Origin of the sequence: Stenotrophomonas sp. GD03819, from assembly GCF_029841665.1 — a bacterium.
GTDB classification, from domain to species: domain Bacteria; phylum Pseudomonadota; class Gammaproteobacteria; order Xanthomonadales; family Xanthomonadaceae; genus Stenotrophomonas; species Stenotrophomonas geniculata.
On the sequence record NZ_JAOCEW010000014.1, the window covers coordinates 73307 to 98857 of the forward strand.

The 25551-nt window shown below is 67.0% G+C and carries 24 protein-coding genes and 1 tRNA gene; 21 read left to right on the plus strand and 4 right to left on the minus strand.

Features of this window, described 5'->3' with window-relative positions; all coding sequences use genetic code 11:
* The first annotated feature begins 45 nt into the window (after nucleotides 1-45).
* The 10 genes from prmB to N5D45_RS10335 all read left to right on the plus strand — a co-directional run bounded on the left by prmB (nucleotide 46) and on the right by N5D45_RS10335 (nucleotide 11032).
* Entirely contained in the window at nucleotides 46-975 is a 930-nt protein-coding gene (gene prmB / locus N5D45_RS10290) for a 50S ribosomal protein L3 N(5)-glutamine methyltransferase (protein ID WP_010483043.1), read from the plus strand.
* The gene (gene aroC, locus N5D45_RS10295; protein WP_010483045.1) at nucleotides 972-2075 is read left to right on the plus strand and encodes a chorismate synthase; all 1104 of its coding nucleotides are present in this window, start codon (nucleotides 972-974) and stop codon (nucleotides 2073-2075) included. The genes prmB and aroC overlap by 4 nt, the downstream gene beginning before the upstream one ends.
* Nucleotides 2068-3105, plus strand: a complete 1038-nt coding sequence (locus tag N5D45_RS10300; RefSeq protein ID WP_010483047.1) for a D-glycerate dehydrogenase — start codon at nucleotides 2068-2070, stop codon at nucleotides 3103-3105. The genes aroC and N5D45_RS10300 overlap by 8 nt, the downstream gene beginning before the upstream one ends.
* Before the next feature lie 92 nt (nucleotides 3106-3197).
* A complete protein-coding gene (locus N5D45_RS10305; RefSeq protein WP_010483049.1) occupies nucleotides 3198-4226 on the plus strand; it encodes an aspartate-semialdehyde dehydrogenase in 1029 nt (342 codons plus the stop codon).
* A 130-nt stretch (nucleotides 4227-4356) separates the two neighbouring features.
* On the plus strand, nucleotides 4357-6417 hold the full coding sequence (locus N5D45_RS10310) for a FimV/HubP family polar landmark protein (RefSeq protein ID WP_279938855.1): 2061 nt from the start codon (nucleotides 4357-4359) through the stop codon (nucleotides 6415-6417).
* A 26-nt stretch (nucleotides 6418-6443) separates the two neighbouring features.
* Entirely contained in the window at nucleotides 6444-6806 is a 363-nt protein-coding gene (locus N5D45_RS10315) for a VOC family protein (protein ID WP_032952441.1), read from the plus strand.
* Nucleotides 6807-6838: 32 nt separating this feature from the next.
* The gene (gene truA / locus N5D45_RS10320; RefSeq protein WP_010483055.1) at nucleotides 6839-7609 is read left to right on the plus strand and encodes a tRNA pseudouridine(38-40) synthase TruA; all 771 of its coding nucleotides are present in this window, start codon (nucleotides 6839-6841) and stop codon (nucleotides 7607-7609) included.
* Nucleotides 7606-8262, plus strand: coding sequence for a phosphoribosylanthranilate isomerase (locus N5D45_RS10325; protein ID WP_010483057.1), 657 nt, complete (start codon nucleotides 7606-7608; stop codon nucleotides 8260-8262). The genes truA and N5D45_RS10325 overlap by 4 nt, the downstream gene beginning before the upstream one ends.
* A 187-nt stretch (nucleotides 8263-8449) precedes the next feature.
* Nucleotides 8450-9127 carry a hypothetical protein gene (locus N5D45_RS10330; RefSeq protein WP_279938856.1) on the plus strand — a complete coding sequence of 226 codons (678 nt, stop codon included), beginning with the start codon at nucleotides 8450-8452 and terminating at the stop codon, nucleotides 9125-9127.
* A 48-nt stretch (nucleotides 9128-9175) separates the two neighbouring features.
* The gene (locus N5D45_RS10335) at nucleotides 9176-11032 is read left to right on the plus strand and encodes a peptidoglycan-binding protein (protein ID WP_082587872.1); all 1857 of its coding nucleotides are present in this window, start codon (nucleotides 9176-9178) and stop codon (nucleotides 11030-11032) included.
* A gap of 48 nt (nucleotides 11033-11080) precedes the next feature.
* Here N5D45_RS10335 and N5D45_RS10340 read toward each other — a convergent pair whose 3' ends face one another.
* Entirely contained in the window at nucleotides 11081-11968 is an 888-nt protein-coding gene (locus N5D45_RS10340; RefSeq protein WP_019336661.1) for a LysR family transcriptional regulator, read from the minus strand.
* A 96-nt stretch (nucleotides 11969-12064) separates the two neighbouring features.
* Between N5D45_RS10340 and trpB the strand changes: the two genes are divergently transcribed.
* The 5 genes from trpB (at nucleotide 12065) to glmM (ending at nucleotide 17219) form a co-directional block, all read left to right on the plus strand.
* On the plus strand, nucleotides 12065-13282 hold the full coding sequence (gene trpB, locus N5D45_RS10345) for a tryptophan synthase subunit beta (RefSeq protein WP_010483065.1): 1218 nt from the start codon (nucleotides 12065-12067) through the stop codon (nucleotides 13280-13282).
* Nucleotides 13279-13956 carry a hypothetical protein gene (locus tag N5D45_RS10350; protein WP_228354682.1) on the plus strand — a complete coding sequence of 226 codons (678 nt, stop codon included), beginning with the start codon at nucleotides 13279-13281 and terminating at the stop codon, nucleotides 13954-13956. Before trpB ends, N5D45_RS10350 begins: the two co-directional genes overlap by 4 nt.
* Nucleotide 13957: 1 nt before the next feature.
* Entirely contained in the window at nucleotides 13958-14767 is an 810-nt protein-coding gene (trpA, locus tag N5D45_RS10355) for a tryptophan synthase subunit alpha (RefSeq protein WP_197656529.1), read from the plus strand.
* A gap of 215 nt (nucleotides 14768-14982) precedes the next feature.
* Nucleotides 14983-15858, plus strand: a complete 876-nt coding sequence (gene accD, locus N5D45_RS10360; protein ID WP_005410473.1) for an acetyl-CoA carboxylase, carboxyltransferase subunit beta — start codon at nucleotides 14983-14985, stop codon at nucleotides 15856-15858.
* Nucleotides 15858-17219 carry a phosphoglucosamine mutase gene (gene glmM, locus N5D45_RS10365; RefSeq protein WP_099560518.1) on the plus strand — a complete coding sequence of 454 codons (1362 nt, stop codon included), beginning with the start codon at nucleotides 15858-15860 and terminating at the stop codon, nucleotides 17217-17219. Before accD ends, glmM begins: the two co-directional genes overlap by 1 nt.
* Nucleotides 17220-17300: 81 nt before the next feature.
* Here glmM and N5D45_RS10370 read toward each other — a convergent pair whose 3' ends face one another.
* Genes N5D45_RS10370 through N5D45_RS10380 form a run of 3 tightly spaced genes read right to left on the minus strand, consistent with a single transcriptional unit; the run spans nucleotide 17301 to nucleotide 21203 of the window.
* Nucleotides 17301-18158 (minus strand): polysaccharide deacetylase family protein, encoded by an 858-nt coding sequence (locus N5D45_RS10370; RefSeq protein WP_279938857.1) that lies wholly within the window; start codon nucleotides 18156-18158, stop codon nucleotides 17301-17303.
* On the minus strand, nucleotides 18151-19296 hold the full coding sequence (locus N5D45_RS10375; RefSeq protein ID WP_197656531.1) for a glycosyltransferase family 4 protein: 1146 nt from the start codon (nucleotides 19294-19296) through the stop codon (nucleotides 18151-18153). Before N5D45_RS10375 ends, N5D45_RS10370 begins: the two co-directional genes overlap by 8 nt.
* Before the next feature lie 20 nt (nucleotides 19297-19316).
* Nucleotides 19317-21203 carry a sulfatase-like hydrolase/transferase gene (locus tag N5D45_RS10380; protein WP_279938858.1) on the minus strand — a complete coding sequence of 629 codons (1887 nt, stop codon included), beginning with the start codon at nucleotides 21201-21203 and terminating at the stop codon, nucleotides 19317-19319.
* 194 nt (nucleotides 21204-21397) lie between these two features.
* On the opposite strand from N5D45_RS10380, the gene N5D45_RS10385 reads away from it, so the two are divergent.
* From N5D45_RS10385 to N5D45_RS10410, 6 genes are all read left to right on the plus strand, one after another.
* Complete coding sequence (locus N5D45_RS10385; RefSeq protein ID WP_010483082.1) at nucleotides 21398-22333, plus strand: 2-oxoglutarate and iron-dependent oxygenase domain-containing protein; 936 nt, start codon at nucleotides 21398-21400, stop codon at nucleotides 22331-22333.
* A gap of 839 nt (nucleotides 22334-23172) precedes the next feature.
* Entirely contained in the window at nucleotides 23173-23928 is a 756-nt protein-coding gene (gene tpiA, locus N5D45_RS10390; RefSeq protein ID WP_010486422.1) for a triose-phosphate isomerase, read from the plus strand.
* Between the two features lie 31 nt (nucleotides 23929-23959).
* Entirely contained in the window at nucleotides 23960-24397 is a 438-nt protein-coding gene (secG, locus tag N5D45_RS10395) for a preprotein translocase subunit SecG (protein WP_010486424.1), read from the plus strand.
* Between the two features lie 51 nt (nucleotides 24398-24448).
* Nucleotides 24449-24533 (plus strand) — tRNA-Leu (locus N5D45_RS10400).
* Nucleotides 24534-24644: 111 nt separating this feature from the next.
* Nucleotides 24645-25001, plus strand: coding sequence for an NADH-quinone oxidoreductase subunit A (locus N5D45_RS10405; protein WP_010486426.1), 357 nt, complete (start codon nucleotides 24645-24647; stop codon nucleotides 24999-25001).
* A complete protein-coding gene (locus N5D45_RS10410; RefSeq protein ID WP_005410463.1) occupies nucleotides 24992-25546 on the plus strand; it encodes an NADH-quinone oxidoreductase subunit B in 555 nt (184 codons plus the stop codon). The genes N5D45_RS10405 and N5D45_RS10410 overlap by 10 nt, the downstream gene beginning before the upstream one ends.
* Nucleotides 25547-25551 lie beyond the last annotated feature (5 nt).

Consider the following 25551-nt stretch of genomic DNA (forward strand, 5'->3'; position numbering starts at 1 on the left):
GCGCCAGCCCCTATAATCGGGGGCCACTTTGCCCGCAGTACCGCCATGACCGCTGAAACGGCCGCCGAACTCCACACGATCATCGATCTGATCCGCTACGGCACCAGCCGTTTCAACGAAGCCGGGCTGACCTTCGGTCACAGCTACGACAATGCGCTGGACGAGGCCACCCAGCTGGTGCTGCACAGCCTGCACCTGCCGCACGATCTGGGCCCGGCCTATGGCCAGGCGCGCCTGCTGCAGGCCGAAAAGCTGCGCGTGCTGGAACTGTTCCAGCGTCGCATCGATGAACGCATCCCGGCCGCCTACTTGACCGGTGAGGCCTGGTTCGCCGGCCTGAGCTTCAAGAGCGACAAGCGCGCCCTGGTGCCGCGTTCGCCGATCGCCGAACTGATCGAATGCGGCTTCGAGCCGTGGCTGGCCGGCCGCGATGTCAGCCGCGCGCTGGATCTTTGCACCGGTTCGGGCTGCATCGCCATCGCCATGGGCCATTACTACCCGAACTGGGAAGTGGATGGCGTCGACCTGAGCGACGACGCGCTGTCGCTGGCCGAAGAGAACAAGGAACGCCTGCAGGCGCACAACGTCACCCTGCTCAAGTCGGACCTGTTCAACGGCCTGACCGGCCGCCACTACGACCTGATCGTCACCAACCCGCCGTACGTCACCAACGACGAGACCGATGCCCTGCCGCAGGAATACTCCTACGAGCCGGAGATGGGTCTGCGTGCCGGCGATGACGGCCTGGACCTGGTGCTGAAGATCCTGCGCGATGCCCCGCTGCACCTGAGCGAAGACGGTCTGCTGATCTGTGAAGTGGGCGAGTCCGAACAGCATCTGGTCAAGCTGCTGCCGGAAGTCGATTTCGCCTGGATCGAGTTCAAGGTTGGCCAGATGGGCATCTTCGCGGTCGAGTGCCGCGAACTGATCGCCCACAGCGCCCGCATCACCGAACTGGCGGCGCAGCGCCCGTGAGCTCCAATTCGTTCGGCAAGCTGTTCACCGTCACCACGTTCGGCGAGTCGCACGGGCCGGCCATCGGCTGCGTGATCGATGGCTGCCCGCCGGGGCTGGCGCTGGACGCGGCCGAATTCGCCCACGACCTGCAGCGTCGCGCAACCGGCAAGAGCCGGCACACCTCGGCGCGTCGCGAAGCCGATGAGGTCGAGATCCTGTCCGGCGTGTACGAGGGCCTGACCACCGGCACGCCGATCGCGCTGCTGATCCGCAACACCGACCAGCGCAGCAAGGACTACGCCAACATCGGCCAGCAGTTCCGGCCGGGTCATGCCGACTACAGCTACTGGCACAAGTACGGCATCCGCGACCCGCGCGGTGGCGGCCGTTCCTCGGCACGCGAGACCACCATGCGCGTGGCCGCCGGCGTGGTCGCCAAGAAGTGGCTCGCCGAGCGCTTCGGCGTGACCGTGCGTGGCTACCTGTCGCAGCTGGGCGACATCACGCCGGCCGGTTTCGACTGGTCGGCGGTGGAAGACAATCCGTTCTTCTGGCCGCACGCCGCACAGGTGCCGGAACTGGAGGCGTACATGGATGCGCTGCGCAAGTCCGGTGATTCGGTCGGTGCGCGCGTGGACGTGGTCGCCGACAACGTGCCGCCGGGCTGGGGCGAGCCGATCTACGGCAAGCTCGATGGCGAACTGGCCGCTGCGCTGATGAGCATCAACGCGGTGAAGGGGGTGGAGATCGGCGACGGTTTCGCCAGCGCAGCGCAGAAGGGCACCGAGCACCGTGACCTGCTGACCCCGCAGGGCTTCGCCAGCAACCATGCCGGCGGCATCCTCGGTGGCATTTCCACCGGCCAGCCGGTGGTCGCCTCGATCGTGTTGAAGCCGACCTCCAGCCTGCGCCTGCCGGGCCCGTCGCTGGACACGGCCGGCAACGTGGTCGAGGTGGTCACCACCGGCCGCCATGATCCCTGCGTCGGCATCCGTGCCACCCCGATCGCCGAGGCGATGGTGGCGATGGTGCTGATGGACCAGGCGCTGCGTCATCGCGCGCAGTGTGGCGATGTCGGCACGATCACCCCGCGCATTCCCGGGCAGATCGATGGCTGACACGCGGCCGACGGTGTGGGTGAGCCAGCCGCTGATCGACGCGGCCATCGCGCCGTTGCGCGATCGCGTACAGCTGCGCAGCACCGACACTGTCACCGCCTGGTCGCCCGATCAGATCGCCGAACAGCTGGCCAGCGCCGACGGCGCCATCATCACGCTCAACGAGCGCATTGGTGCGGCCCAGGTGGCCGACGCCGCACAGCTGCAGGTGATCGCCAATGTCGGCGTCGGCTACAACAACCTGGATGTCGACGCGCTCAGCGCCGCCGGCATTCTCGCCAGCAACACGCCGGACGTCCTGACCGGGACCACCGCCGATCTCGGCTTCGCGTTGCTGATGGCCACTGCACGCCGCATCACTGAATCCGAGCGCTGGCTGCGCGAAGGGCAGTGGCAGCAGTGGTCGTTCCAGACCATGCTCGGTGCCGACATCCACGGCAGCACGCTGGGCATCCTCGGCATGGGCCGCATCGGCCAGGGCATTGCCCGCCGCGGTGCACACGGGTTCGGCATGAAGGTGCTGTACCACAACCGCTCGCAGCTGCCGGCCGCGACCGAAGCGGAAGTGGGCGCCACCTATGTGGACCTGGATACGCTGCTGGCACAGTCCGACCACCTGCTGCTGGTGCTGCCGTACACGCCGGCCTCGCACCATCTGATCGATGCCGTCGCGCTGGCGAAGATGAAGCCGTCGGCGACGCTGGTGAACATCGCCCGTGGTGGCCTGGTTGATGAGATCGCGCTGGCCGATGCGCTGGCCAACGGTCGCCTTGCCGCAGCGGGCCTGGATGTGTACGAAGGCGAGCCGAAGGTGCGCCCCGAACTGCTGGCGCTGCGCAATGTCGTGCTGACTCCGCATATCGGCAGCGCCTCGCTGGCCACGCGCACGGCGATGGTACAGCTGGCCGTGGATAATCTGGTTGCCGGGCTCGGCCTGGACGGCGGCCTGTCGCGCATGCCGAGCGCGATCAACGCTGACGCGGCGATGGCCGCGCGCGTGACTCTGGGCAAAAAAACCGGGAAACGATAGGGAACCTCCGCGCGCCCCGCTTGAGGAGGTTCCCCGAACCCAGCTGTCGTGCGTGTTTCTTCCCCATTCCCGTTTTCGTGAGAGTTTCCCCCATGAGCAATGCACAGCGCAGTTTCCACGTCGCCGTCGTCGGTGCCACCGGTGCGGTCGGCGAGACCATGTTGTCGATCCTGGCCGAGCGTGATTTCCCGGTCGGTACCCTGAGCGTTCTCGCTTCCGAGCGTTCGGCCGGCGGCGAGATCGAGTTCAACGGCCAGAAGGTCAAGGTCCAGGACCTGGCTACCTTTGATCCGAGCGGCGTCGAGATCGCCCTGTTCTCGGCCGGCGGCAGCGTGTCCAAGGAATACGCGCCGAAGTTCGCAGCAGCGGGCGCTGTGGTGATCGACAACTCCTCGGCCTTCCGTTACGACGATGACGTGCCGCTGGTGGTGTCCGAGGTCAACCCGGAGCAGGTCGCCAACCGTCCGCGCGGCATCATCGCCAACCCGAACTGCTCGACCATGCAGATGCTGGTGGCACTGGCACCGCTGCACCGCAAGTACGGCATCGAGCGCATCAACGTCTCCACCTACCAGTCGGTGTCTGGCGGCGGCCGTTCGGCAACCGAGGAACTGGGCAAGCAGACCGGCCAGCTGCTGAGCTTCCAGGAGATCGATCCGCAGCGCTTCCCGGTGCAGATCGCCTTCAACCTGATCCCGCACATCGATGACTTCCAGGACAACGGTTTCACCAAGGAAGAGATGAAGCTGATCTGGGAGACCCGCAAGATCCTCGGTGACGACAGCATCCTGGTGAACCCGACCGCGGTGCGCGTGCCGGTGTTCTACGGCCACTCCGAATCGGTGGCGATCGAAACCCGCGACAAGGTGACCGTGGCCGAAGCGCGCGCGCTGCTGGAGCAGTCGCCGGGCGTTGAAGTGGTGGACCGCCATGAAGCCGGTGGTTATCCGACTCCGGTCACCCATGCCTCGGGCACCGATGCGGTGTATGTCGGCCGTATCCGTGAAGACCTGTCGCATCCGCGCGGCCTGAACCTGTGGATCGTGTCGGACAACGTGCGCAAGGGCGCGGCGTTGAATGCCGTGCAGCTGGCCGAGCTGGTCGCCGCCGAGCAGCGCTGATGGAGAGGCCGGGCAATGCCCGGCCTTTTCTGTAGAGCCGAGCCTACGCTCGGCTCAGGCCATGCAGCCGAGCATGGGCTCGGCTCTACATGGGTGCGGACCCCGGTCCGCACGCTTTATAGTGTCGCCCATGAATAAACGGGCCAAGGGCGCAAAGCGCCCGCTCACCTATCTGTCCGCCGCACTGCTCGCCTTGGCCAGCAGTTCGGCGCTCGCCCTGGGGTTGGGTGACATCCGGGTCCTGTCCAAGCCGGGCCAGCCCCTGCTGGCTGAAATCCCGGTGGTCTCGGCCGATCCGTCCGAGCTGGAAAACCTGCGGGTGGCGCTTGCCTCACCGGTCACCTTCGAACGTGTCGGCCTGCAGCGGCCAACCGGACTGGTCAGTGAACTGCAGTTCGAACTGACCCGCGACACGCAGGGCAGGGCAGTGGTGCGCGTCACCTCGCAGGCGCCGGTGGAGACGCCGTCGCTGAGCTTCCTGATCGAAGCCGACTGGGGTCAGGGCCGCCTGGTGCGTGAGTACTCGGCGCTGGTCGATGCGCCGCCCAGTGCGCTGGCCGTGGCCGAGCCGGAGATCGTCGCACCGGCCGGCACGCTCTCCAATACCATCGTGCGCGAACCTGCACCGGCTTCGGCAACGGTGCCGGCAGCAGAGACGCCCACTACGCCGCCATCTGCGGTGGTGCCTGCACCGGCACGCCCGCGTGCGGCCTCCGCGCCGGTTGCTGCACCGGCGGCCGATGGCAGCATCACCGTGCAGCGCGGGCAGACCCTGTCGCAGATCGCCAGTGCAGTGGCACGTGGCAACCAGGTCAGTCGCGACCGCGCGATGATCGCCCTGCTGCGTGCCAATCCCGAAGCCTTCATCCGGGGCAACGTCAACCTGCTCAAGCAGGGGGCGGTGCTGCGCATGCCAGGCAGCGATGCGCTTGCTGCGGTCGACGCTGCCGAAGCGGCGACGCTCGTGCGCGAGCACGCTGCGCAATGGCGGCAGGCGCGTACCGTGCCGCAACCCGCGGGTACCGTCGCCCCGGTCGCCAAGGCCGCAACCACGAACGCTTCTTCCCCGCCTGCCGCCAACGGGGCACGACTTGAGATCGCTCCGGCGCTGGCGTCCGACGCCGCGCACGCGGGCACAACCACCGGCACCGCTGCCGGCAGCGAGGGTGACATGCTGGGCAACGAACAACTGCGCCAGGCGCGTGAGGACATCGCCACCCGCGATGCCGAGATCGGCGAGCTGAAGCAGCGCGTGGCCGACCTTGAGAAACTCAAGGAACAGCAGCAGTCGCTGATCGCGATGAAGGACAACGACCTGGCCGCCGCGCAGCAGCGCCTGGCGCAGGCACCGGATGCCCGCGATGCGGCAACGCCGTGGTACTGGCTGGGGCTGCCGGTACTGCTGCTGGCGGCGGGCGCGGCCTGGCTGCTGCGTCGTCGCAAGCCGTCGCCGCTGCCGCCGCTGCGTGAGGAAGACGATGCCGCCGGCCTGACCGCGGCGGTGCCGGCGGGTGCGGCGCTGGATACGCTGGCCGAGCAGTCCTCATGGTCGTCGGCTGTTGCCGACAATGGCCGCCAGGAACCGGCGATGCCCGCCTGGGCCACCGAAACCGAAGTGCATGACGTGGTGGTCGCCGAACCCGTTGCCGAGGACCTGGCGCGGGCCGGCTGGCAGACCGACAGGCTGCGCGAGGAGGACGCGGTGGCATTGCCCGAAGCGGTGACCGATCTGCCGCGCTGGGACGATCCCGCAACCACCGGCGACGAGGGTGTCGTCGTCGAGCCGCTGCAGGACGAGCGCGTTGCACCGCAGGCGCCGGTCGAAGTGGTGGTGCCGGACTACGCACTGCATGCCGAACAGCAGCCGCAGTTCCGCGGCGTGTTCGATCTGCCGGCCGACGCGCATGAGAACGAGGCTCCGGTGGACGCCGCCCGTCGCGAAGCCATCGACGGCATCGACCATGGCGCCGTCGAGGCCTCTCATTCCGACGACATCGCGTCGAGCGCGGCTGCGCCTGCCGGCGACGCGGGCTGGTCGCCACGTGCCGGCCAGGAGCGCCTGGAACTGGCCATTGCCTACCTCGATCTGGGCGACGCACAGACCGCGCGCACCCTGTTGCTGGAAGTCGCCGAAGGCGGCGACCTGCACAGCCAGGCCCAGGCCCGCGAACTGCTGGCGCGCCTGCCGTGACCGAACCTGCCGACAAGGGCCTTGCCATGAGCCGCGAACGCCGCATCGACTACGTTGAATTCGCGTCCAGCGACCCGGCCGCCAGCCGCGCCTTCTTCGAGAAGGTGTTCGACTGGTCGTTTGTCGACTACGGCAGCGACTACACGGCGTTCGACGATGGCCGCCTGCAGGGCGGCTTCTTCCGCGGCCAGCCGCAGCGGGCCAGCGACAGCGGTGCACCGCTGCTGGTGCTGTATGCCGACCAGTTGGCACCGGTCGAGGCCGCCGTGCGCGACGCCGGCGGCGAGATCGTGCGCCCGGTGTTCTCCTTCCCCGGTGGCAGCCGCTTCCAGTTCGTCGAGCCCGGTGGCAACGAACTGGCGGTCTGGTCCGAACGCGATCCGGCCTGAGCGCCGCCCCATCCGCAACATCGAGGTAGCACATGCGTTATGCGCTTGGCGTCGAGTACGACGGCAGCGATTTCAGGGGCTGGCAGAACCTGGGCGAGGGTGGTCCCAGCGTGCAGGCCAGCCTCGAGCAGGCCCTGTCATCGGTGGCTGATGCGCCGCTGCAGGTGGTCTGCGCCGGCCGCACCGATGCCGGCGTGCATGGCCAGTGCCAGGTCGTGCATTTCGATACCGACGTGGTGCGCGATCCGCGCGCCTGGATGCTCGGCACCACCACCCGCCTGCCGCGCTCGATCGCGGTGCGCTGGTGCGTGCCGGTGGCCGATGATTTCCACGCCCGCTTCTCCGCACGTGCGCGCCGCTACCGCTATCGGCTGCTCAACCGTGAGGTACGGCCGGCACTGGACCGGCAGACCCTGAGCTGGGAGCGCCGGGCGCTGGACGAGACCCTGATGCACGCCGCCGGCCAGGCCCTGCTTGGCGAGAACGACTTCAGCGCGTTCCGTTCGGTGCAGTGCCAGGCGCTGCATGCGCGGCGTGAACTGCAGTCGTTGCAGGTCAGCCGCGATGGCGAAGTGATCGAAGTCGCAGTACGTGGCAATGCATTTCTTCATCACATGGTCCGCAATATCGTCGGATCGTTGATCCTGGTGGGCAGCGGTGAAAAACCGGTGGAATGGATCGCCGAACTGCTGGCCGGGCGCGACCGCACCGTAGCTGGTCCCACCGCACCGCCGCAGGGCCTGGTGTTCCTTGGGCCCCTGTACCCCGACAACTGGCATCTGCCCGCCGAGGTCACGCTATGAGCCGTTCCTACTACCGTACGCGCATCAAGTTCTGTGGAATGACCCGTGCCGGCGACGTCCGCCTGGCCGGTGAGCTGGGCGTGGACGCAGTGGGTTTCATCTTTGCCCGCGAGAGCAGCCGCCGGGTCGCACCGGCTGAGGCCCGCGCGATGCGCCAGGCGATCGCACCGATGGTCGACGTGGTGGCGCTGTTCCGCAACAACAGCAAGGAAGAAGTGCGCGAGGTCCTGCGCACGGTGCGGCCGACCCTGCTGCAGTTCCACGGTGAGGAAGACGAGAGCTTCTGCCGCAGCTTCAACATGCCTTACCTGAAGGCGATCGCCATGGGGGGCCGTGAAGAGGTCAACGCCCGCACCCTGCAGCTACGCTATCCCAGCGCTGCCGGCTTCCTGTTCGACAGCCACGCCCCGGGTGGTGGCGGCGGCACCGGCGTGGCATTCGACTGGGGCCGCGTTCCGACCGGATTGCACCGGCCGTTCCTGCTGGCCGGTGGCCTGAACCCGGAAAATGTCTACGACGCCGTGCTGGCGACGCTGCCGTGGGGCGTGGACGTCTCCAGTGGCATCGAACTGGAGCCGGGCATCAAGGACGGCTACAGGATGCGCACCTTCGTCGAGGAAGTGCGTCGCGCGGATTGCACCGTTCTGGAGTGATCCGCGTCACCTGAGTGTGATGGGAGTCACGCTTCCGGGTAATTCAGGTTCCAGCGCCAAAAAGTCGACACCCCCCGAACATCTGATCGGACACAATGCGCCCAGCCTTACCTGGCCGGGTGCGATGCCGTGTGCGTGTCGCTGGCCGCACCCTTGAGATATGCCCTACCTTTCGAACGAGGACGCAATGGATATGCCCCATCTTTCTTCCTACCGTCTCCGCCTGGCCCGCCTGACGCTCGTGCCCGGCCTGCTGCTCGCCTTGGGCGCATGTGCGGCCGGTGACTCATCCGTCCCGACAGCGTCGGCACCGGCCGCTGCAACACCGGCGGCCGCACCTGCCGCAGCGCCGGCCACGGCTCCGGCTGCCGACGGCCTAGCTGCGCTGATCCAGGCCAGTGGCGTGAAATGCAGCAACGCCAGTACGGGCAGCGGCTGCACGGCCGGTGATGTGGACAGCGGCGATTTCTACGATGTTGAACTGTCGCCGGACTGTGGCGACAAGGGTTTCTTCGCCGGCGTAGCCGACGCCAAAGGCGTGGAAACGTTGAATGCGGTGCCATCCACCGGCAGCAAGGCCAGCGTGACCGCGAAGCTGTCGAAGGGGCAGCTGGTCTGCGTGCAGGGCATCGGGCGCACCGGACAGAATCCCCTGTTCTATTACGTCGTTGCGGTTCCCGCCGCGACGGTCGGCAAGTGCAAGGGCAACACGTTGTGTGACACCTATGGCGACAGGCCGATCACTGGCTTGGCCAGCACAGGGGGCGAGGCCTGCCATGCGGCGGCGCCGGGACGTTACGCCGGGAACTGCGCACAGGGCTGGGTCAGTGCGGACGTGCTCGACGTGTTTTCCAACGGAATGTAATCACCGCCAGGGGAGCGGTCCAATCAACCACTGGCAAAGGAACAGCTCATGTCGGATCCAAAAATCACCCGGCTGGTCAGCAGCGTAGGTACCACGCGCACGCTGGAAATGGACGATGGCAGTGTCATCGAACGATCAGGTGGCAGCGTCTCGTGGCGCAACAACAATCCTGGCAATCTCAAGTTTGAATTCGCCGGCAGCGCGGACAAGACGGTGACCAATCCGCGTACCCGCGAGCAGGCGCTGGAATCGGCGCAGGGGCGCTACAAGGGCGTGGTCGATCTCGACCAATGGGGCAACGCGGTCTTCGAAAGCTATGAAGCGGGCCGGGTGGCGAAGATCCAGCTGCTCGAACGCCGGTTCGGCGACAAGACCGTGGAGGAAATGCTGCCGAGCTACTCCACGAAGGATTACAGCGGCACCACCCACCACAAGGAGCAGGCGGCCACCATCTATGCCGAAGGCGATCGCCAGGGTGTCGATCTGCGTTCGAAGACCGTCGGCCAGATGAGCGTGCGCGAGCGTGAAGTGCTGGCCGACGGCATTCGCCGTTTCGAGGGCTGGCAGCCGGGTGAGGTTGCCACGCAGCAGCCACCCACGCGCACACAGGCGGCCACGCCCGTGCAGGCCCAGGCCCAAACGCAGGTACAGACGCCTTCGGCAGCTGCGCCCGCGGCGGGCCAGGCCGCGGCTGCAGTCGGCAGTGCCGCGCTCTACAACGAGGCCTATCAGCATTTCATGGCCTCGGGCCGCCAGTACGAATACGGGCGCCCCGACCATCCGCGTCCCGGTCGCGACAGCAGCCGGCTGGAGCGTGATCTCGATGGTGACGGACGCCTGGGCGTGGATTGCTCGGCATTCGTATGGCGTGGCCTGAAGAACGCGGGTTACGACGTGCGTGGCGAGAACGCCGCAGGGTTCACTACCTCGACGCTGTTCAATGGCGCGAACACGACCGCTTACGCACGCGAGCATTTCGACGTGACCTCGGCTGCCGAAGCACGCAAGCCGAACGGATCGCTGAAGCAGGGCGACATCCTGATGTTCTCCTCGTCGCAGGGCCAGCATGTCGGTATTTTCAAAGGCTACGACGCGCAGGGAAACATCCAGTTCATCGGTTCGCAGGGAAGCACGGGGCCGGCCGAAGTCACCATCCGGCCGGGCGGGTACTGGGATGGCGGAAGCACCCGCATCGTTGGTGCGCTGACACCGAAGCCGGAATTCCAGGTGCGCGCGCCGCTGCATGGCAATGGCGAACCTGCGCTGTCCCGCCCTGGCGCTACCGTGCAGCCGGCTGCATCACACCCGGCGGCCAGCGAGGTGATGAAGCAGGGGCAGCGTGGCACCGACGTGCAGGCGTTGCAGCAGACCCTCAATCAGCTCGGCGTGCGTGATGCGCAGGGCCATCGGTTGTCGGAGGATGGCCGTTTCGGTGACCACACCCGCGAAGCGGTGATCGCGTTCCAGAAGCAGCAGGGGCTGGCGGCCGATGGAATTGTCGGTCGCCAGACCACTGCCGCACTGGCGGCGGGCCGTGCGCAGGGCCATGAACCTGCAGCGGCTGCGCCGAAGGGGCCGTCGCTGAACGATGCATCGCATCCGGACCACGCACTGCACAACGCCGTCCGCAGCAAGCTTCCCAGCGTGTTTTCCGAAGAGGCTGCGGCCAATATCACCCTGCATGCAAAGCAGAACGGTATCGACGCGGCCGACAAGCTGCAGAGCATCACGGTGCAGGATGGCAAGGCGTTCGTGATGGGCACGACGCCGGGCTTCCGCACCGCTGTCGATCTGGCCCAGGCGCCGCCGTCGCTGGAGCAGACCAGTGCCAAGCTGCTGGCAGATCCGTCGCACCAGCAGCAGGTGCATGAGGAGCAGCAGCGGGTCGCGATGGGCGGTCGCTGAGGCCTGCGTTGCCGGCTCCGGGAGGTGAATGCCGCCCGGGGCCTCGTCTCATCGCAGTTGCGCTGCTGCCCACTCGGCCAGGGCGTCCACCCTTGCATCGGCCGGGCCATCCGGCCGCGCCAGCACCCAGAAGCCGCCGGTGGCGGCAAACCCCCACGGTGCGACCAGCCGGCCTGCTGCCAGATCTTCGGCTACCAGCGGCTCGGGCGCGATCGCCGGGCCCAGCCCGGCGACTGCTGCTTCCAGCAGGTAATAGAGATGTTCGAAAGCGGTGCCCAGCTGCAGCTTTGCTGGGTCCAGGCGATGTGCCTGCGCCCATGCCGGCCACGCCTGCGGCCGCGAGCTGGTGTGCAGCACTGTTTCCTGCAGCAGTGCCGAGGGCGGTGCCTGCCGCAGGCGCTGCGCCGCCGGATGTGACGGGGCCACCACCACGCCAACCCGCTCCGGGGCCAGCTCGCGGACCTGCCAGCCCCGTGGCCACGGACCCTGCGCCAGCAGCAGCACGGCGTCCAGCGCCGCCTGTGCTTCGGTGAAGCTGCCATCCAGCGCCGACCACTGCAGGCGCACGCCGGGCAGGGCGGCCTGCAGCACGGGCAGGCGTGGAATCATCCAGCGCGCCAGTACGCTGCCGCTGCAGCCCAGTACCAGTGCTGGGGAGGCCGCTGGCCGGCGCAGTTCGCGCACGCAGTCCTCGATCCCGCCGAAGGCCTCGCTGCACGCCGCCTGCAGGCGGGTGCCAGCCGCTGTCAGGCGCAGCCCGCGGCCGGCACGCTGGAACAGTGCCAGGCCCAGGTGATCCTCCAGCAGCTTCAGTTGCCGACTGACCGCACCGTGGGTGACGTGCAGGTCCTGTGCGGCGCGGCCCACGCCACCAAGGCGTGCGGTGGCCTCGAACGCGCGCAGTGCATTGAGCGGCGGAAGCAGGGAACGGCTCATGTGAGATTTCCTGACGATATGCGCCAGATAATATCCATTTTCCGGTCACGACCCGTGCGCTAGAGTATCCACCTGTCTGAACCACCGGTCGTATCCATGTCTGCCTCCCCCATTGCCGACTACCACGCCTTCCCGGATGCCCAGGGCCACTTCGGCCGCTACGGCGGCAGCTTCGTTGCCGAAACCCTGGTCGGCCCGCTGCAGGAACTGGCCCAGGCCTATGACCAGGCCCGCCAGGACCCCGAATTCCAGGCGGCCTATGACCGCGACCTGGCGCATTATGTGGGCCGGCCGAGCCCGATCTATCACGCCCAGCGCCTGAGCGATCACGTCGGCGGCGCGCAGATCCTGCTCAAGCGCGAGGACCTGAACCACACCGGCGCGCACAAGATCAACAACACCATCGGCCAGGCGCTGCTGGCCGCGCGCATGGGCAAGAAGCGCATCATTGCCGAGACCGGTGCCGGCCAGCATGGCGTGGCCAGTGCCACGGTTGCCGCGCGCCTGGGCCTGGAATGCGTGGTGTACATGGGCGCCACCGACATCGAGCGGCAGAAGATCAACGTCTACCGCATGAAGCTGCTGGGCGCGACGGTGGTACCGGTCACTTCCGGCTCGGCCACCCTGAAGGACGCGCTCAACGAAGCGATGCGCGACTGGGTGACCAACGTGCAGGACACCTTCTACATCATCGGCACCGTGGCCGGCCCCGATCCGTACCCGCGCATGGTGCGTGACTTCAACGCCATCGTCGGCCGCGAAGCGCGTGAGCAGATGCTGGCCGAATACGGTCGCCTGCCCGATGCGATCACCGCCTGCGTGGGCGGTGGCAGCAATGCCATCGGCCTGTTCCATGCCTTCCTCAACGATCGCCAGGTCGATATCGTCGGCGCCGAAGCTGCCGGTGATGGCATCAGCACCGGTCGCCATGCCGCCTCCATCGCGGCGGGTCGCCCCGGCGTGCTGCACGGCAACCGCACCTATGTGCTGTGCGACGACGACGGCCAGATCATCGAGACCCACTCGGTGTCGGCCGGCCTGGACTACCCGGGCGTCGGCCCGGAGCACGCATTCCTGGCCGATACCGGTCGTGCACGGTACCTCGGCATCACTGACGAGGAAGCGCTGCAGGCTTTCCACCTGCTGGCGCACACCGAAGGCATCCTGCCGGCACTGGAATCCAGCCATGCGCTGGCGCAGGCGATCAAGCTGGCGCGTGAGCGTCCGCGTGACCAGATCGTGCTCTGCAATCTGTCCGGCCGTGGCGACAAGGACGTGCATACCATCGCCGCGCGCGAAGGGCTGGTGCTGTGAGCGCGCTGCTGCGGAACAGTGGCGTGCTGCTGCTGGCACTGGGGTTGGCCGCGTGCCAGCCGCCGGAGCCGCCGGTGCTGGCACCGGCCGCCAAGGCCACCACGCAGCCTGTGCAGCAGGTTGCCAACGATGATCTTGACCCGATGGCGCGTACGCCCATTGTCGATGCCCCCTCCGAAGAAGGGACGAGCGGCGATGACGCGCCTGCGGTGGCTTCGGTGGCACTGGACCATGCCGGTGACGTGCTGGTTGGCCAGCACATGACTGACCTGAAGGCGCTGGGTCCCTGGAAGGCGCAGGGCGCGAAGGAATTCTTCGAAGGCGACTGCGAGTACTACGACGGCAAGGGGCTGCCGCCGGGCGTGTCGATGATGACCGACGACGACCGCGTGGTCCGTTTTGATCTTAAGCCGGGCGATGAGCCGGAACTGCCGGTCGAACAGCCGGGGCCGTTCGGCCTGCGCATCGGCATGACCCGTGCCCAGGCCATGGCCCTGTTCCCGAAGCCGCCGGTATCCAGCCCGCATGCCTACGACGGTGACCAGGGCGAGTACCTCACCTGGCAGGATCCGGGTTCGGACCTGGGCATCCGCCTGGAACTGTATGAAGGGAAGGTCACCCGGATGTACTGGGGAACCAGCGATGCGATTGAACTGATTGAAGGATGTGCCTGAGATGCCCGTATCCCGACTCGATGCCTGTTTCCAGCGCCTGCGCGAGCAGCAGCGCAAGGCACTTATCCCCTTCGTCACCGCCGGTGATCCCTCGTTGGAGGCCACTGTGCCGGTCATGCACGCGCTGGTCGAGGCCGGTGCCGATGTGATCGAACTGGGCGTGCCGTTCTCCGACCCGATGGCCGATGGCCCGACCATCCAGCGCAGCTCCGAACGTGCACTGGCACGCGGGGCGGGCAGCCGCTACGTGCTGCAGGCCGTGGCGCAGTTCCGAGAGCGTGACGCGCAGACGCCGGTAGTACTGATGGGCTACCTGAACCCGGTGGAGATCCACGGCTACGCCGCCTTCGCCAAGGCGGCCGTGGAGGCCGGTGTGGATGGTGTGCTGCTGGTCGACCTGCCGCCGGAAGAAGCCGGTGAAGCGCAGCAGGCTTTCGATGCGGCCGGCCTGGCGCTGGTGCTGCTGGCCTCGCCGACCACCAGCGAGGCACGTGCCGACAAGCTGCTGGCGCTGGCCCGTGGCTATCTCTATTACGTCAGCTTTGCCGGTGTCACCGGCGCGTCCGAGCGGCTGGACAGTGATGCTGCCAGCGCCCGCCTGCAGGCCCTGCGTGCGCGCGCTTCGGTACCGGTGGTGGCTGGCTTCGGGATCAAGGATGCGGCCAGTGCGGCGGCGATGGCGCGCCAGGCCGATGGCGTGGTGGTCGGCAGTGCACTGGTGGCGGTGCTGGCCGAAGCGGGCTCGGCTGAAGAGGCCGCGCAGCGCGCTGGAGCCTTCCTGGCCCCGCTGCGGCAGGCGCTGGATGCGTAACGGTGGTGCCGGCCGCTGGCCGGCATCCTCCTGACGGCTCGCATGCAAGGGCTGCCGGCCAGCGGCCGGCACGACCCAGCACCTAAACGTACGTCCCAGCATGGTTTTTTCAGGCTGCCCCGTGGCCGGCAAGGGGGTGCACGGGCGGGGAAAGCGGAGCTAGACTGTCCGCCTTTGCGGCCCTTGGGCCGCCCTGAACGGAAGTGTCCTCCCGCATGAGTTGGCTCAGCAAGTTGATGCCGTCCGGCATCCGCACCGACAACACCCCCAGCAAGAAGCGCAGTGTCCCCGAGGGCCTGTGGGAAAAGTGCAGCAACTGCGGCAGCGCGTTGTACCGTCCGGAACTGGAAGAGAATCTGGAGGTCTGCCCGAAGTGCGGCCACCACATGGCGATCCGCGCGCGCGCGCGCCTGGCCGCCCTGTTCGACGCCGACAGCACCACCGAGATCGGTGCGCGCCTGGGGCCGACCGACCTGCTCAAGTTCAAGGACCAGAAGAAGTACAGCGAGCGCATCAAGATCGCGCAGAAGAACACCGGCGAATATGACGCGCTGATCGCCATGCGCGGCCTGCTCAAGGGCCGTGCGCTGGTGGCCTCGTCGTTCGACTTCGCCTTCATGGGCGGCTCGATGGGCTCGGTGGTGGGGGAGCGTTTCGCGCTGGCCGCCGAAACCGCAGTCGAGATCGGTGCCCCGTATGTGTGCTTCTCGCAGAGTGGCGGCGCGCGCATGCAGGAAGGCCTGTTCTCGCTGATGCAGATGGCCAAGACCTCGGCCGCGCTGGGCAAGCTGCGTGAAGCTGGCCTGCCGTACATCTCGGTGCTGACCCACCCGACCACCGGTGGCGTGTCGGCCTCGTTCGCAATGCTGGGCGACATCAACATCGCCGAACCGCAGGCGCTGATCGGCTTCGCCGGCCCGCGCGTGATCGAGCAGACCGTGCGCGAGAAGCTGCCGGAAGGCTTCCAGCGTTCGGAGTTCCTGCTGGAGCACGGTGCCATCGACCAGATCTGCGACCGCCGCGAGATGCGTGACCGCCTGTCCGATCTGCTGGCGATGCTGGGCCGTCAGCCGGCGCCGGAGGTGGCTTGATGGGAGGCCGCAAGTACTTCGGTACTGATGGCATCCGTGGGCGGGTCGGCCAGGGCGTGATCTCGGCCGACTTCGTGCTGCGCCTGGGCAACGCCCTGGGCCGTGTCCTGGTCGCCCAGCGCGGCCAGGACGGGCGCAGGCCGATCGTGGTGATCGGCAAGGACACCCGCATTTCCGGTTACATGTTCGAAGCGGCTCTGGAAGCAGGCCTGGTGGCCGCCGGTGCCGACGTGCAGCTGCTCGGCCCGATGCCGACCCCGGCGGTGGCGTTCCTGACCCGTACGCTGGGTGTGGACGCCGGCATCGTCATCAGCGCCTCGCACAACCCGCATTACGACAACGGCATCAAGTTCTTCTCCGCCCAGGGCGAGAAACTCGACGACGCCACCGAACTGGCCCTGGAAGCGGCGCTGGACATTCCGTTCACCACCGCCGAATCGGAGAAGCTGGGCAAGGCGTCGCGCGCGCGCGAAGCGGTCGGCCGCTACATCGAGTTCTGCAAGGCCAGCGTGCCGCGCGCGTTCGACCTGCGTGGCGTGCGCCTGGTACTGGATTGCGCACACGGCGCCACCTACCAGATCGCACCGCTGCTGTTCCGCGAACTGGGTGCCGAAGTGATCGGCATCGGGGCCGAGCCCAATGGCGTCAACATCAACGCCGGCGTGGGCTCCACCCATATCGACAACCTGGCGGCCAAGGTCCGCGAGACCCGCGCCGATCTTGGCATCGCCTTCGATGGTGATGGCGACCGTGTGCTGATGGCCGACGACCAGGGCAACCCGGTCGACGGCGATGACCTGCTGTACATCCTGGCCCGCGCCTGGAAGGACGAAGGCCGCCTGCGCGGCCCGGTGGTCGGCACGCTGATGAGCAACTACGGTGTGGAGAAGGCCTTCGCCGATCTGCAGATCCCGTTCGTGCGCAGCAACGTCGGTGACCGCTACGTGCACCAGGCATTGGTCGAGGGCGGTGGTGTACTCGGTGGCGAAGCCTCGGGCCACTTGCTGTGCCTGGACCGGGCCACCACCGGCGATGGCATTGTCAGCGCCCTGCAGGTGCTGGTCGCGCTGCGCAACAGTGGGCAGACCCTGCGCCAGGCACTGAAGGGCCTGGTACGGGTGCCGCAGAAGACCGTCAACGTGCGCCTGGGCAATGTCTCGGCCAAGGCCACGGTGCAGTCTGAAAGCGTGCAGTCCGCGCTGGCTGTGGCGCAGCAGGCCGTAGCCGGCCGTGGCCGCGCGTTCCTGCGTCCGTCCGGTACCGAACCGGTGGTGCGGGTCACCGTGGAGGCCGATGACGCCACGCTGATGCAGCAGACGCTGGACCGCTTGTCCGCTGCGGTGCGTGATGCCGCCAGTTGAGGCGCCTGCCCGTCGGTACAGGAAAAAAAACGCCCCGGAATCCCGGGGCGTTCTCTGTTTGCGGGCAGGGCTGTGTCGCGCCTACGGCCCCGGCACCATCTTTTTCTGGCGTGCCTTGAACCCATTGAACAGCGGCGCGATCAGCGGGTTGTAACTCAGGCGGATGCGCTTGCGCAGCCAGTTGGCCGGCCGGTTGCGGATCGCGAAACGATAGATGCGTTCCGGGTCGCCGCCGATCACGTTGCGGCCGAACGGGTGGGTGGTGTGCAGGTAGCGGAAGCCCTGCTCGCGCGCCACTTCGATGTGATCCTGGTCGAAATCACCGTACGGCCAGCACAGCGTATCGGACACGTCGCCGAGCTTGTCCTGCAGGACTTCGCGCGAGATCGCCAGATCCCGGCTGAGGCCTGCGCGGCGCTGCGCACGGTCCAGATCGTCGCGGCGCAGCCAGCGGGTATGGGTATGGGTGTGGCAATGCACTTCGAAGGTGCCGGCGGCGATGGCCGCACGTGCTTCGCTCCAGCGCATCATCACATCGTCACTGCGGTCCTGCTCGTAGATCGCTGCTTCGCAGCTACGATGGTCCGGCGTCGGCGGCAGCGTCGCCCCGGCAATGCCCGCGTGCGGACGTTCCGGGCCTTCGCCCATCCAGCCGGTGACCACGAACACCACCGCATGCATGCCGTACTTCTGCAGGATCGGATGGGCATACACCCAGTTGTCGAGGTAGCCATCGTCGAAGGTGATGACGATCGACCTGCGCGGCACCGGCTTGCCGGCCAGGAAGCCTGCGTACTGGTCCAGCGTCAGTGAGGTCCAGCCATTGCCTGCCAGCCACGCGATCTGGCTTTCGAAGTTTTCCGGCGACACGGTGATCATGCCCGGCGAGGGGCTGACATGGTGGTGCATCAGCACCGGAACGGTTCGCGCATCAGCCATGTCCCAGCTCCTTCAGCCACTGGTGGTAGTAGTGTTCGGTGGCTTCACCGTGGCCGTCCGGCGTGAAGCGATGTGCGCCGTGCATCCAGTCCCAGCCAGCGCGTCCCATCTGCCGCCGCCGTTCCGGGTCGTCCACCAGCAGGCGCAATGCACCTGTCAGGGCGGCATTGTCACCCAAACGGGTGAGGATCGCATTGCTGCCATCGACCACCATCTCCGGCACGCCACCTACTCGCGTGGCCACGATCGGTACGCCCACGTAAGCCGCTTCCAGGAACACGGTGCCGGCTGCTTCCTTGTGCGAGGCCAGTGCGAAGATGTCGAAGCCGGCCATCAGCCGGCAGGCTCCATCGCGGTAGCCGAGCAGGTGCACCTGGCGCTGCAGCCCGTGCTCGGCGCACATCGCCTGCAGTCGTTCCGTCACGGCCTGGCCATCGCCGACGATCACCAGGTGCAGGTCCGGGTTGGCCTTGCACAACGGCACCATCGCCTGCAGCAGGTCGGCGTGGCCCTTGGGCTCGCGCAGCACCGCCACGCAGCCGACCACGATGTCCTGTTCGCCGAAGCCGAGCTCGGCACGTACTTGCGCGCGCACCTCCTGCAGGCACTGCCAGGGATCGGCCTTGCGGATCTCGCTCCAGCGCGGCGGAACCGCGATCGGCGGCACGATGCCGATGCGCTCGGTCGGAATGCCGCGGTCGGCCAGCAGCTGCTTGACGAAGCTGCTGACGGTCAATACCCGGTGTGGAAGCCCGGTATAGGTCAGCAGCGAATTGACCGGGCTCATCAGATGGCGCGAGCGCACCACCAGCGGCGTGCCGCCCAGGCGTGCACCGGCGGCGGCGATCAGCGCATCGCGGCGGCTGGTGGTATTGACCACGTCGTAATGTTCGCGGCGCACCAGTCGCGATACCGACCACACGCCACGCAGCAGGCGCGCCAGGCCTCCCATGCGCAGCGTATGCACGGTGAAACCGTCATCGCGTGCCAGTGTGGCCAGGCGCGCATCGGGCTGGCACAGCAACGACACCTCATGGCCACGCGCGCGCATCACCTGCATGTGCCGGAAGATGTAGATCTCCTGCCCGCCCATTCCCTTGGCGGCTTCGGTATGCAGGATGCGCAGCGGACGGTTCATGCAGGATCGGCCCTTGAAAATCAGCGGTTGCGGAAGCGGGTCAGCGCTTCCCATGCGGAGCGGATGGCGGCGGCGTCCGGAGCCTGCTGCGGCAGCGGGCGGTAGTGCCGGTCGAGCGCGGTGGCGTTGCCGAACTTGTCGAATACGTAGATGGCATCGCCATGGCGTACCGCGCGCTGCGACCAGCTCTCCACCACCAGCGCACGTTTGCCGGTGGTGGGTGCCGCCAGCAGGTCCTGGCCAGTACTGAAGTCGCTCAATGCGTTCTCGCAGCCCAGTGCGTGGCGCATCAACGTCGGCACCCAGTCCTCATGCGAACTGGTGCGCGCCTCATGGCCGCTGGCCTGGCCGGGCCAGTGCAGCACGAACGGCACCTGCAACTGGTAGTCGGAAAAATTGCCGTTGTGGCCCCAGTAGTTCAGCTTGAGGTCGTTGAACTCTTCGGCATGGTCACCGGTGACCAGCACGATGGTGTCGTCGGCCAGGCCTTGCGCGCGAAGGTCGTCCAGCAGCGAGCCGATCAGGCTGTCGGCGTAGTGCACGGCGGTGTGGTAGCGGTTGAGCTCCGGCGTCGGGTCGTGGTCCGGTCCGAAGGACAGGAAGTCGATCTCCTTGGCCATCGGTGTGGCCACCGGCGGGTAGCCGGTGGGCAGGTGGTAGCCGGCGTGGGTGGAGTCGAGGAACACGAAGCCGAACCACGGGCGCTGCGCGGCCTGGCTGGTGCGGATGTCGGTCTGCAGTGCGGCGACGATGGCTGCGTCACGCTTGTCGGGCGTCAGGGCGGAGGGGCCCTGGTGCAGCTGGTCGCGCACGTCGGCGAAGGCCGTGCGATCGAACTCCGGGCTGTACAGCGGTGCACTGCCGTACAGGTGCAGGTCGTAGCCCTGCTGGCCCAGCACCTGGAACAGCTGCGAGCCGCGCTGTTCGTCCAGCATGCTCTGCCAGTAGCCGCCGGGGAGGCCGTAGAGCAGGCCGAACAGGCCGTAGCGGGTGGCATTGCCAGTGCTGAAATGCTGGTCGTACACGCGCGCGGTCCGGGCCAGTGCCGTCGTGTTGGGCATCAGCTCGGGGGTCATGGCGTCCTGACGCAGCGACTCCAGCACCACCATCAGCACATTCGGCCGGTGTGGGTTCTGGCAGCGCAGGGGGTGCAGCGGATACAGCAGCTGCGCATGGCGCGGGTCGGGCAGGCCGGCCTGCTGTTCGCTGATGACCCCGAGCCTGCGCATGAAGCTCTTGGCGGTGATCGGCTGTGCCCAGGGCAGGTAGTTCCACTGCGCGATGACGTCGCGGTCGCCGCGGGCATCGTAGTAGGCCGTGGCGACCTGGCCGCCGGCCATCAGCAGTGCAACCACGGCCCAGGCCTGCAGGACCCGGCGGCGGTGCGGCGGGGCAGGCAGCAGCTTCCAGCAGGCCCAGGCCAACAAGCCTTCGGCAGCGAAGATGGCAGCTACCAGCAGTCCGGCCTGCAGCCAGGTTTTCCACGACAACGCGACCTGGTCCTGCAGCGCACCGCCGAACACCATGTTCACGACCATGGCATTGAGGTGGAACCGATACAGAGTGAAAACCTTCGCATCAACCAGCAACAGGCACAGCCACAGGCCCTGCAGCAGCACGGCGCTGATGCTCAGCGTGCGTGCGCTGCGCGGCCACAGGCCCAGCAGCAGAGGCAGCAGGCCGGCAAGGGCGCCGAAGGCCAGCAGGTGGCCGGGCAGGGCGACGGCCAGATAGGCCAGGCCCACGCTGCCACCCGGGTTGTCGGCCAACGGCACGTTGCCGAGCGTGATCGCCATGGCCAGCAATGCGTTGCCGGCCACGAACAGCGACCACCAGGCCAGTCGTCGCCAATGGCGTGCCGGGCCGGAGGGCAGGGGGGTGTCGGCAGAAGGAGCAGCAGGACGCATGAAGGACGGAGGGGGCAGGTGGAACAGGGCGGGAGTCCCGGTTGTGACGGAATCGTTAATCCGCGCGCGGGTTGCGCATTGTATCGGTTTGTTTCTTCGTATCGAGTGGCGTCCCCGGGGCGATCTGTCACAATGTTCAGGTGGGCCATGAATGCGCTGGCCCTCCCAGACCCAACGACAAGCCAGGAACCGCTGTGAGCCAGATCCCCACCCTCGACATCACCCGTTTTGACAGCGACCGCGAGGCCTTCGTGGCCGAGCTGGGCGCGGCCTACCGCCAATGGGGATTCGCGGGCATCCGCAACCACGGCATCCCGCAGGCCGACATCGACGCCGCCTACGATGCCTTCAAGGCCTTCTTTGCCCTGCCGGAGGAGGTCAAGCGCAAGTACCACGTGGCCGGCAGCGGCGGCGCCCGCGGCTATACCCCCTTCGGCGTGGAGACCGCCAAGGGCTCCAAGCACTTCGACCTGAAGGAGTTCTGGCACATCGGTCGCGAGATCGCCGACGACTCCAAGTATCGTGACGTGATGGCGCCGAACCTGTGGCCGACCGAGGTCGAGGGCTTCCGTGAGCGCGGTTACGGGCTGTACCAGGCGCTGGATAATCTGGGTTCGCGCGTGCTGTCGGCGCTGGCCCTGCACATCGGCCTGCCGGAAGACTTCTTCGCCGACAAGACCAACTTCGGCAATTCGATCCTGCGCCCGATCCATTACCCGCCGATCACCACCGACGACATCCCGAACGTGCGTGCCGGTGCCCATGGCGACATCAACTTCATCACCCTGCTGGTCGGTGCCAGCGCCGCGGGCCTGGAAGTGCAGTCGCATGAGGGCGAGTGGGTGCCGTTTACGTCAGACGCGGACACGATCGTGGTCAACATCGGCGACATGCTGCAGCGCCTGACCAACCACGTGTATCCGTCGACGATCCACCGTGTGGTCAATCCTCCGGGTGAGCTGGCGCGCCAGCCGCGCTACTCGGTGCCGTTCTTCCTGCACCCGAACCCGGACTTCCTGATCGACGTGCTGCCGTCCTGCATCACCCCGGAGAACCCGAGCCGGTACCCGGAGGCGATCACCGCCCACGGCTTCCTCGAGGAACGCCTGCGCGAGATCAAGCTGAAGTAAAGAGAAGTGAGGCCGCCGAAAGGCGGCCTTTTTCTTTGCAGGGTTGCACCCTGCACCCGCAGAGGCCGAAGCCAAAGCCAAGGCCCAAAGCCAGATCGGCTCTGGGTTTCTGCGTGTTGGGCGGGGCGGCGTGGGTTGGCAGGACACGCCGTGAACCCGTCCATGGGGGCTCGATGGCGCCATCCATGGCGCCAACGGTCCTGCCAACTCACACCGCCCCGCCCCCGACAGCTTCCCGGTGACGGTTGGTAAATCGCGATTCCCGGTAGGTGTCGACCTTGGTCGACACAGTAGATCCACGCCATGCGTGGATGAGATCTGTCAGATGGAAGTGGGGCAGGACGCGTTGTATGCCGCTTTTGCTCTTGCTCTTCTTTTTTCTTTCCGTGGCGGGCGGAGCCGCCGGAATGTGTCAAAGGCCGGGCGGGTGGGGCTGCGCAGGGGCGTGAGCCGCATGGGCCCGAGGCATGCCTCGGGCGGGTTGGGCAGGACGCCCAATCCCGGTCTTGCCGTGTGCGCAGGACAGCGCACACGAGCAGGCGGCGATCGAGCTTACAAGGGTGAGGGCGCTTTGTTTGCGAAGCACTGCTTCGCAAGCGCCCGAACGCCCAGCCGCCAGCGGCTGGGCCGGGCCCCGGAGGGGGACTTGCAGCGCCCCCTGCGCAGTCCCGCCCGCCCGGCCAAGCCCCAGATCTAGCCGGGCTCTCCGCGACCAACCCAACCCCCGCCACGAGGGGCTGCGCCGTTGGCTGAAAATCCATGTAACCGCTTACAAGGAAACGGATTTTTGCCGCAACGGGTATCATGACCGGCTGACTTCACACAGGAGCCACCCGCTCATGCGCCGCAAGATCGTCGCCGGAAACTGGAAGCTGCATGGCAGCCGTCAATTCGCCAATGAACTGCTGGGGCAGGTGGCCGCTGGGCTGCCGCTGGAGGGAGTGGACGTGGTGATCCTGCCGCCGCTGCCCTACCTGGGGGAGCTGGTCGAGGACTTCGGCGAGGCCGGCCTGGCCTTTGGCGCACAGGACGTGAGCAGCAACGAGAAGGGCGCCTACACCGGCGAAGTCTGCGCGGCCATGCTGGTCGAGGTCGGGGCCCGCTATGGCCTGGTCGGCCATTCCGAGCGTCGCCAGTACCACCATGAAAGCAGCGAGCTGGTCGCACGCAAGTTCGCCGCCGCCCAGCACGCCGGCCTGGTGCCGGTGCTGTGCGTGGGCGAGACCCTGGAACAGCGCGAGGCCGGGCAGACTGAAGCGGTCATCGCCAGCCAGCTGGCGCCGGTGCTGGAGCTGGTCGGCGCGGCCGGTTTCGCCAAGGCCGTGGTCGCCTACGAGCCGGTCTGGGCCATCGGTACCGGCCGTACCGCCACCAAGGAGCAGGCGCAGCAGGTGCACGCGTTCATCCGTGGCGAAGTCGCGCGCATCGATGCTAGAATCGCTGATTCACTGCCCATTGTTTACGGCGGTAGCGTGAAGCCCGACAATGCCGGGGAACTGTTCGCGCAGCCGGATGTCGATGGTGGGCTGGTCGGCGGCGCCTCCCTGGTGGCCGCGGACTTCCTGGCCATCGCAAGGGCGGCGGCCGCGAACTAATCCTAGAAGTTTTGTCCGAGGGCGGTTTCCAATGCTGATGTTGATCCTCAATGTCGTCTACGTGCTGGTCGCTGTGGCCATGATCGCGCTGATCCTGATGCAGCGTGGTTCGGGTGCGGCGGCGGGTTCGGGCTTTGGTGCCGGTGCCTCGGGTACGGTGTTCGGTGCGCGTGGCGCCTCGAACTTCCTGTCCAAATCGACCAAGTGGCTGGCTGTCGTGTTCTTCGGCATCAGCCTCTTCATGGCCTGGTATGCCGGTCATGGCAGCCGCCCGGCGGCCGACCAGGATCTGGGCCTGATGTCCGCTCCGGCGGCCGTCGCTCCGGCGGCTCCGGCGGGCGAGCTGCCGGCCGTTCCGAAGGCCGATGCGGTCCCGGCCGCCCCGGTTCCGGCCGCGAATGTGCCGGCTCAGGCGGAATCTTCGGTTTCTGGTGAAGAAAAGCCTTCGGAAGGCTCCCAGAAAGACTGAAGCCGGTTACAATACGCGGCGCATCGGGAAGATAGTCTGATGTGATCGTTTGCCCAGGTGGCGGAATTGGTAGACGCACTACCTTGAGGTGGTAGCGACGCAAGTCGTAGGGGTTCGAGTCCCCTCTTGGGCACCATTTGTAAGTAAAGCGGGTTCGTCTGGCGCGCAAGGCGCCAGGCAGATTCCCGTCCACTCCCCCATGCCAAAGCGCCTGCAGGCGCGGCGGCAGAGGCAAGAGAGAATCGCTGTGCTGGCCGAATATTTGCCGTCTCTGCTGTTTCTGATCGTTGCCACCGGTATCGGCGTTACGCTGATGCTGGTTGGTCGATTCCTCGGTCCCCGCCGCCCCGATCTGGAGAAGCTGTCGCCGTACGAGTGCGGCTTCGAGGCCTTCGAAGACGCGCGCATGAAGTTCGACGTGCGCTACTACCTGATCGCGATTCAGTTCATCGTCTTCGACCTGGAAATCATCTTCATCGTGCCGTGGACCCAGGTCTTCATGGAGCTGGGTGCCCGTTCGCTCATCACCATGGGCCTGTTCGTCGGCATGCTGTTCCTCGGTTTCATTTACGTCTGGAAGAAGGGAGCGCTGGAATGGGAGTGATTCAGACTCTCGATGGCCTCATGAACAACCCCACGCCGGAAGGCCGGGTTGATGACATCCTGCGGCCGGAAGGCGACAACCCGCTGCTGGAAAAGGGCTTCGTCACCACCAGCGTCGATGCACTGCTGAACTGGGCGCGCACCGGCTCGATGTGGCCGATGACCTTCGGTCTGGCCTGCTGCGCGGTCGAGATGATGCACGCCGGCGCCGCGCGCCTGGACCTTGACCGCTACGGCGTGGTGTTCCGCCCGTCGCCGCGTCAGTCCGACGTGATGATCGTGGCCGGTACCCTGGTCAACAAGATGGCCCCGGCGCTGCGCAAGGTCTACGACCAGATGCCGGACCCGAAGTGGGTCATCTCGATGGGTAGCTGCGCCAACGGTGGCGGCTATTACCACTACTCCTATTCTGTGGTGCGCGGCTGTGATCGCGTGGTGCCGGTGGACGTCTACGTCCCGGGCTGCCCGCCGACCGCCGAGGCGCTGGTGTACGGGATCCTGCAGCTGCAGAAGAAGATCTGGCGTACACAGACCATCGCCCGCTGACCCCT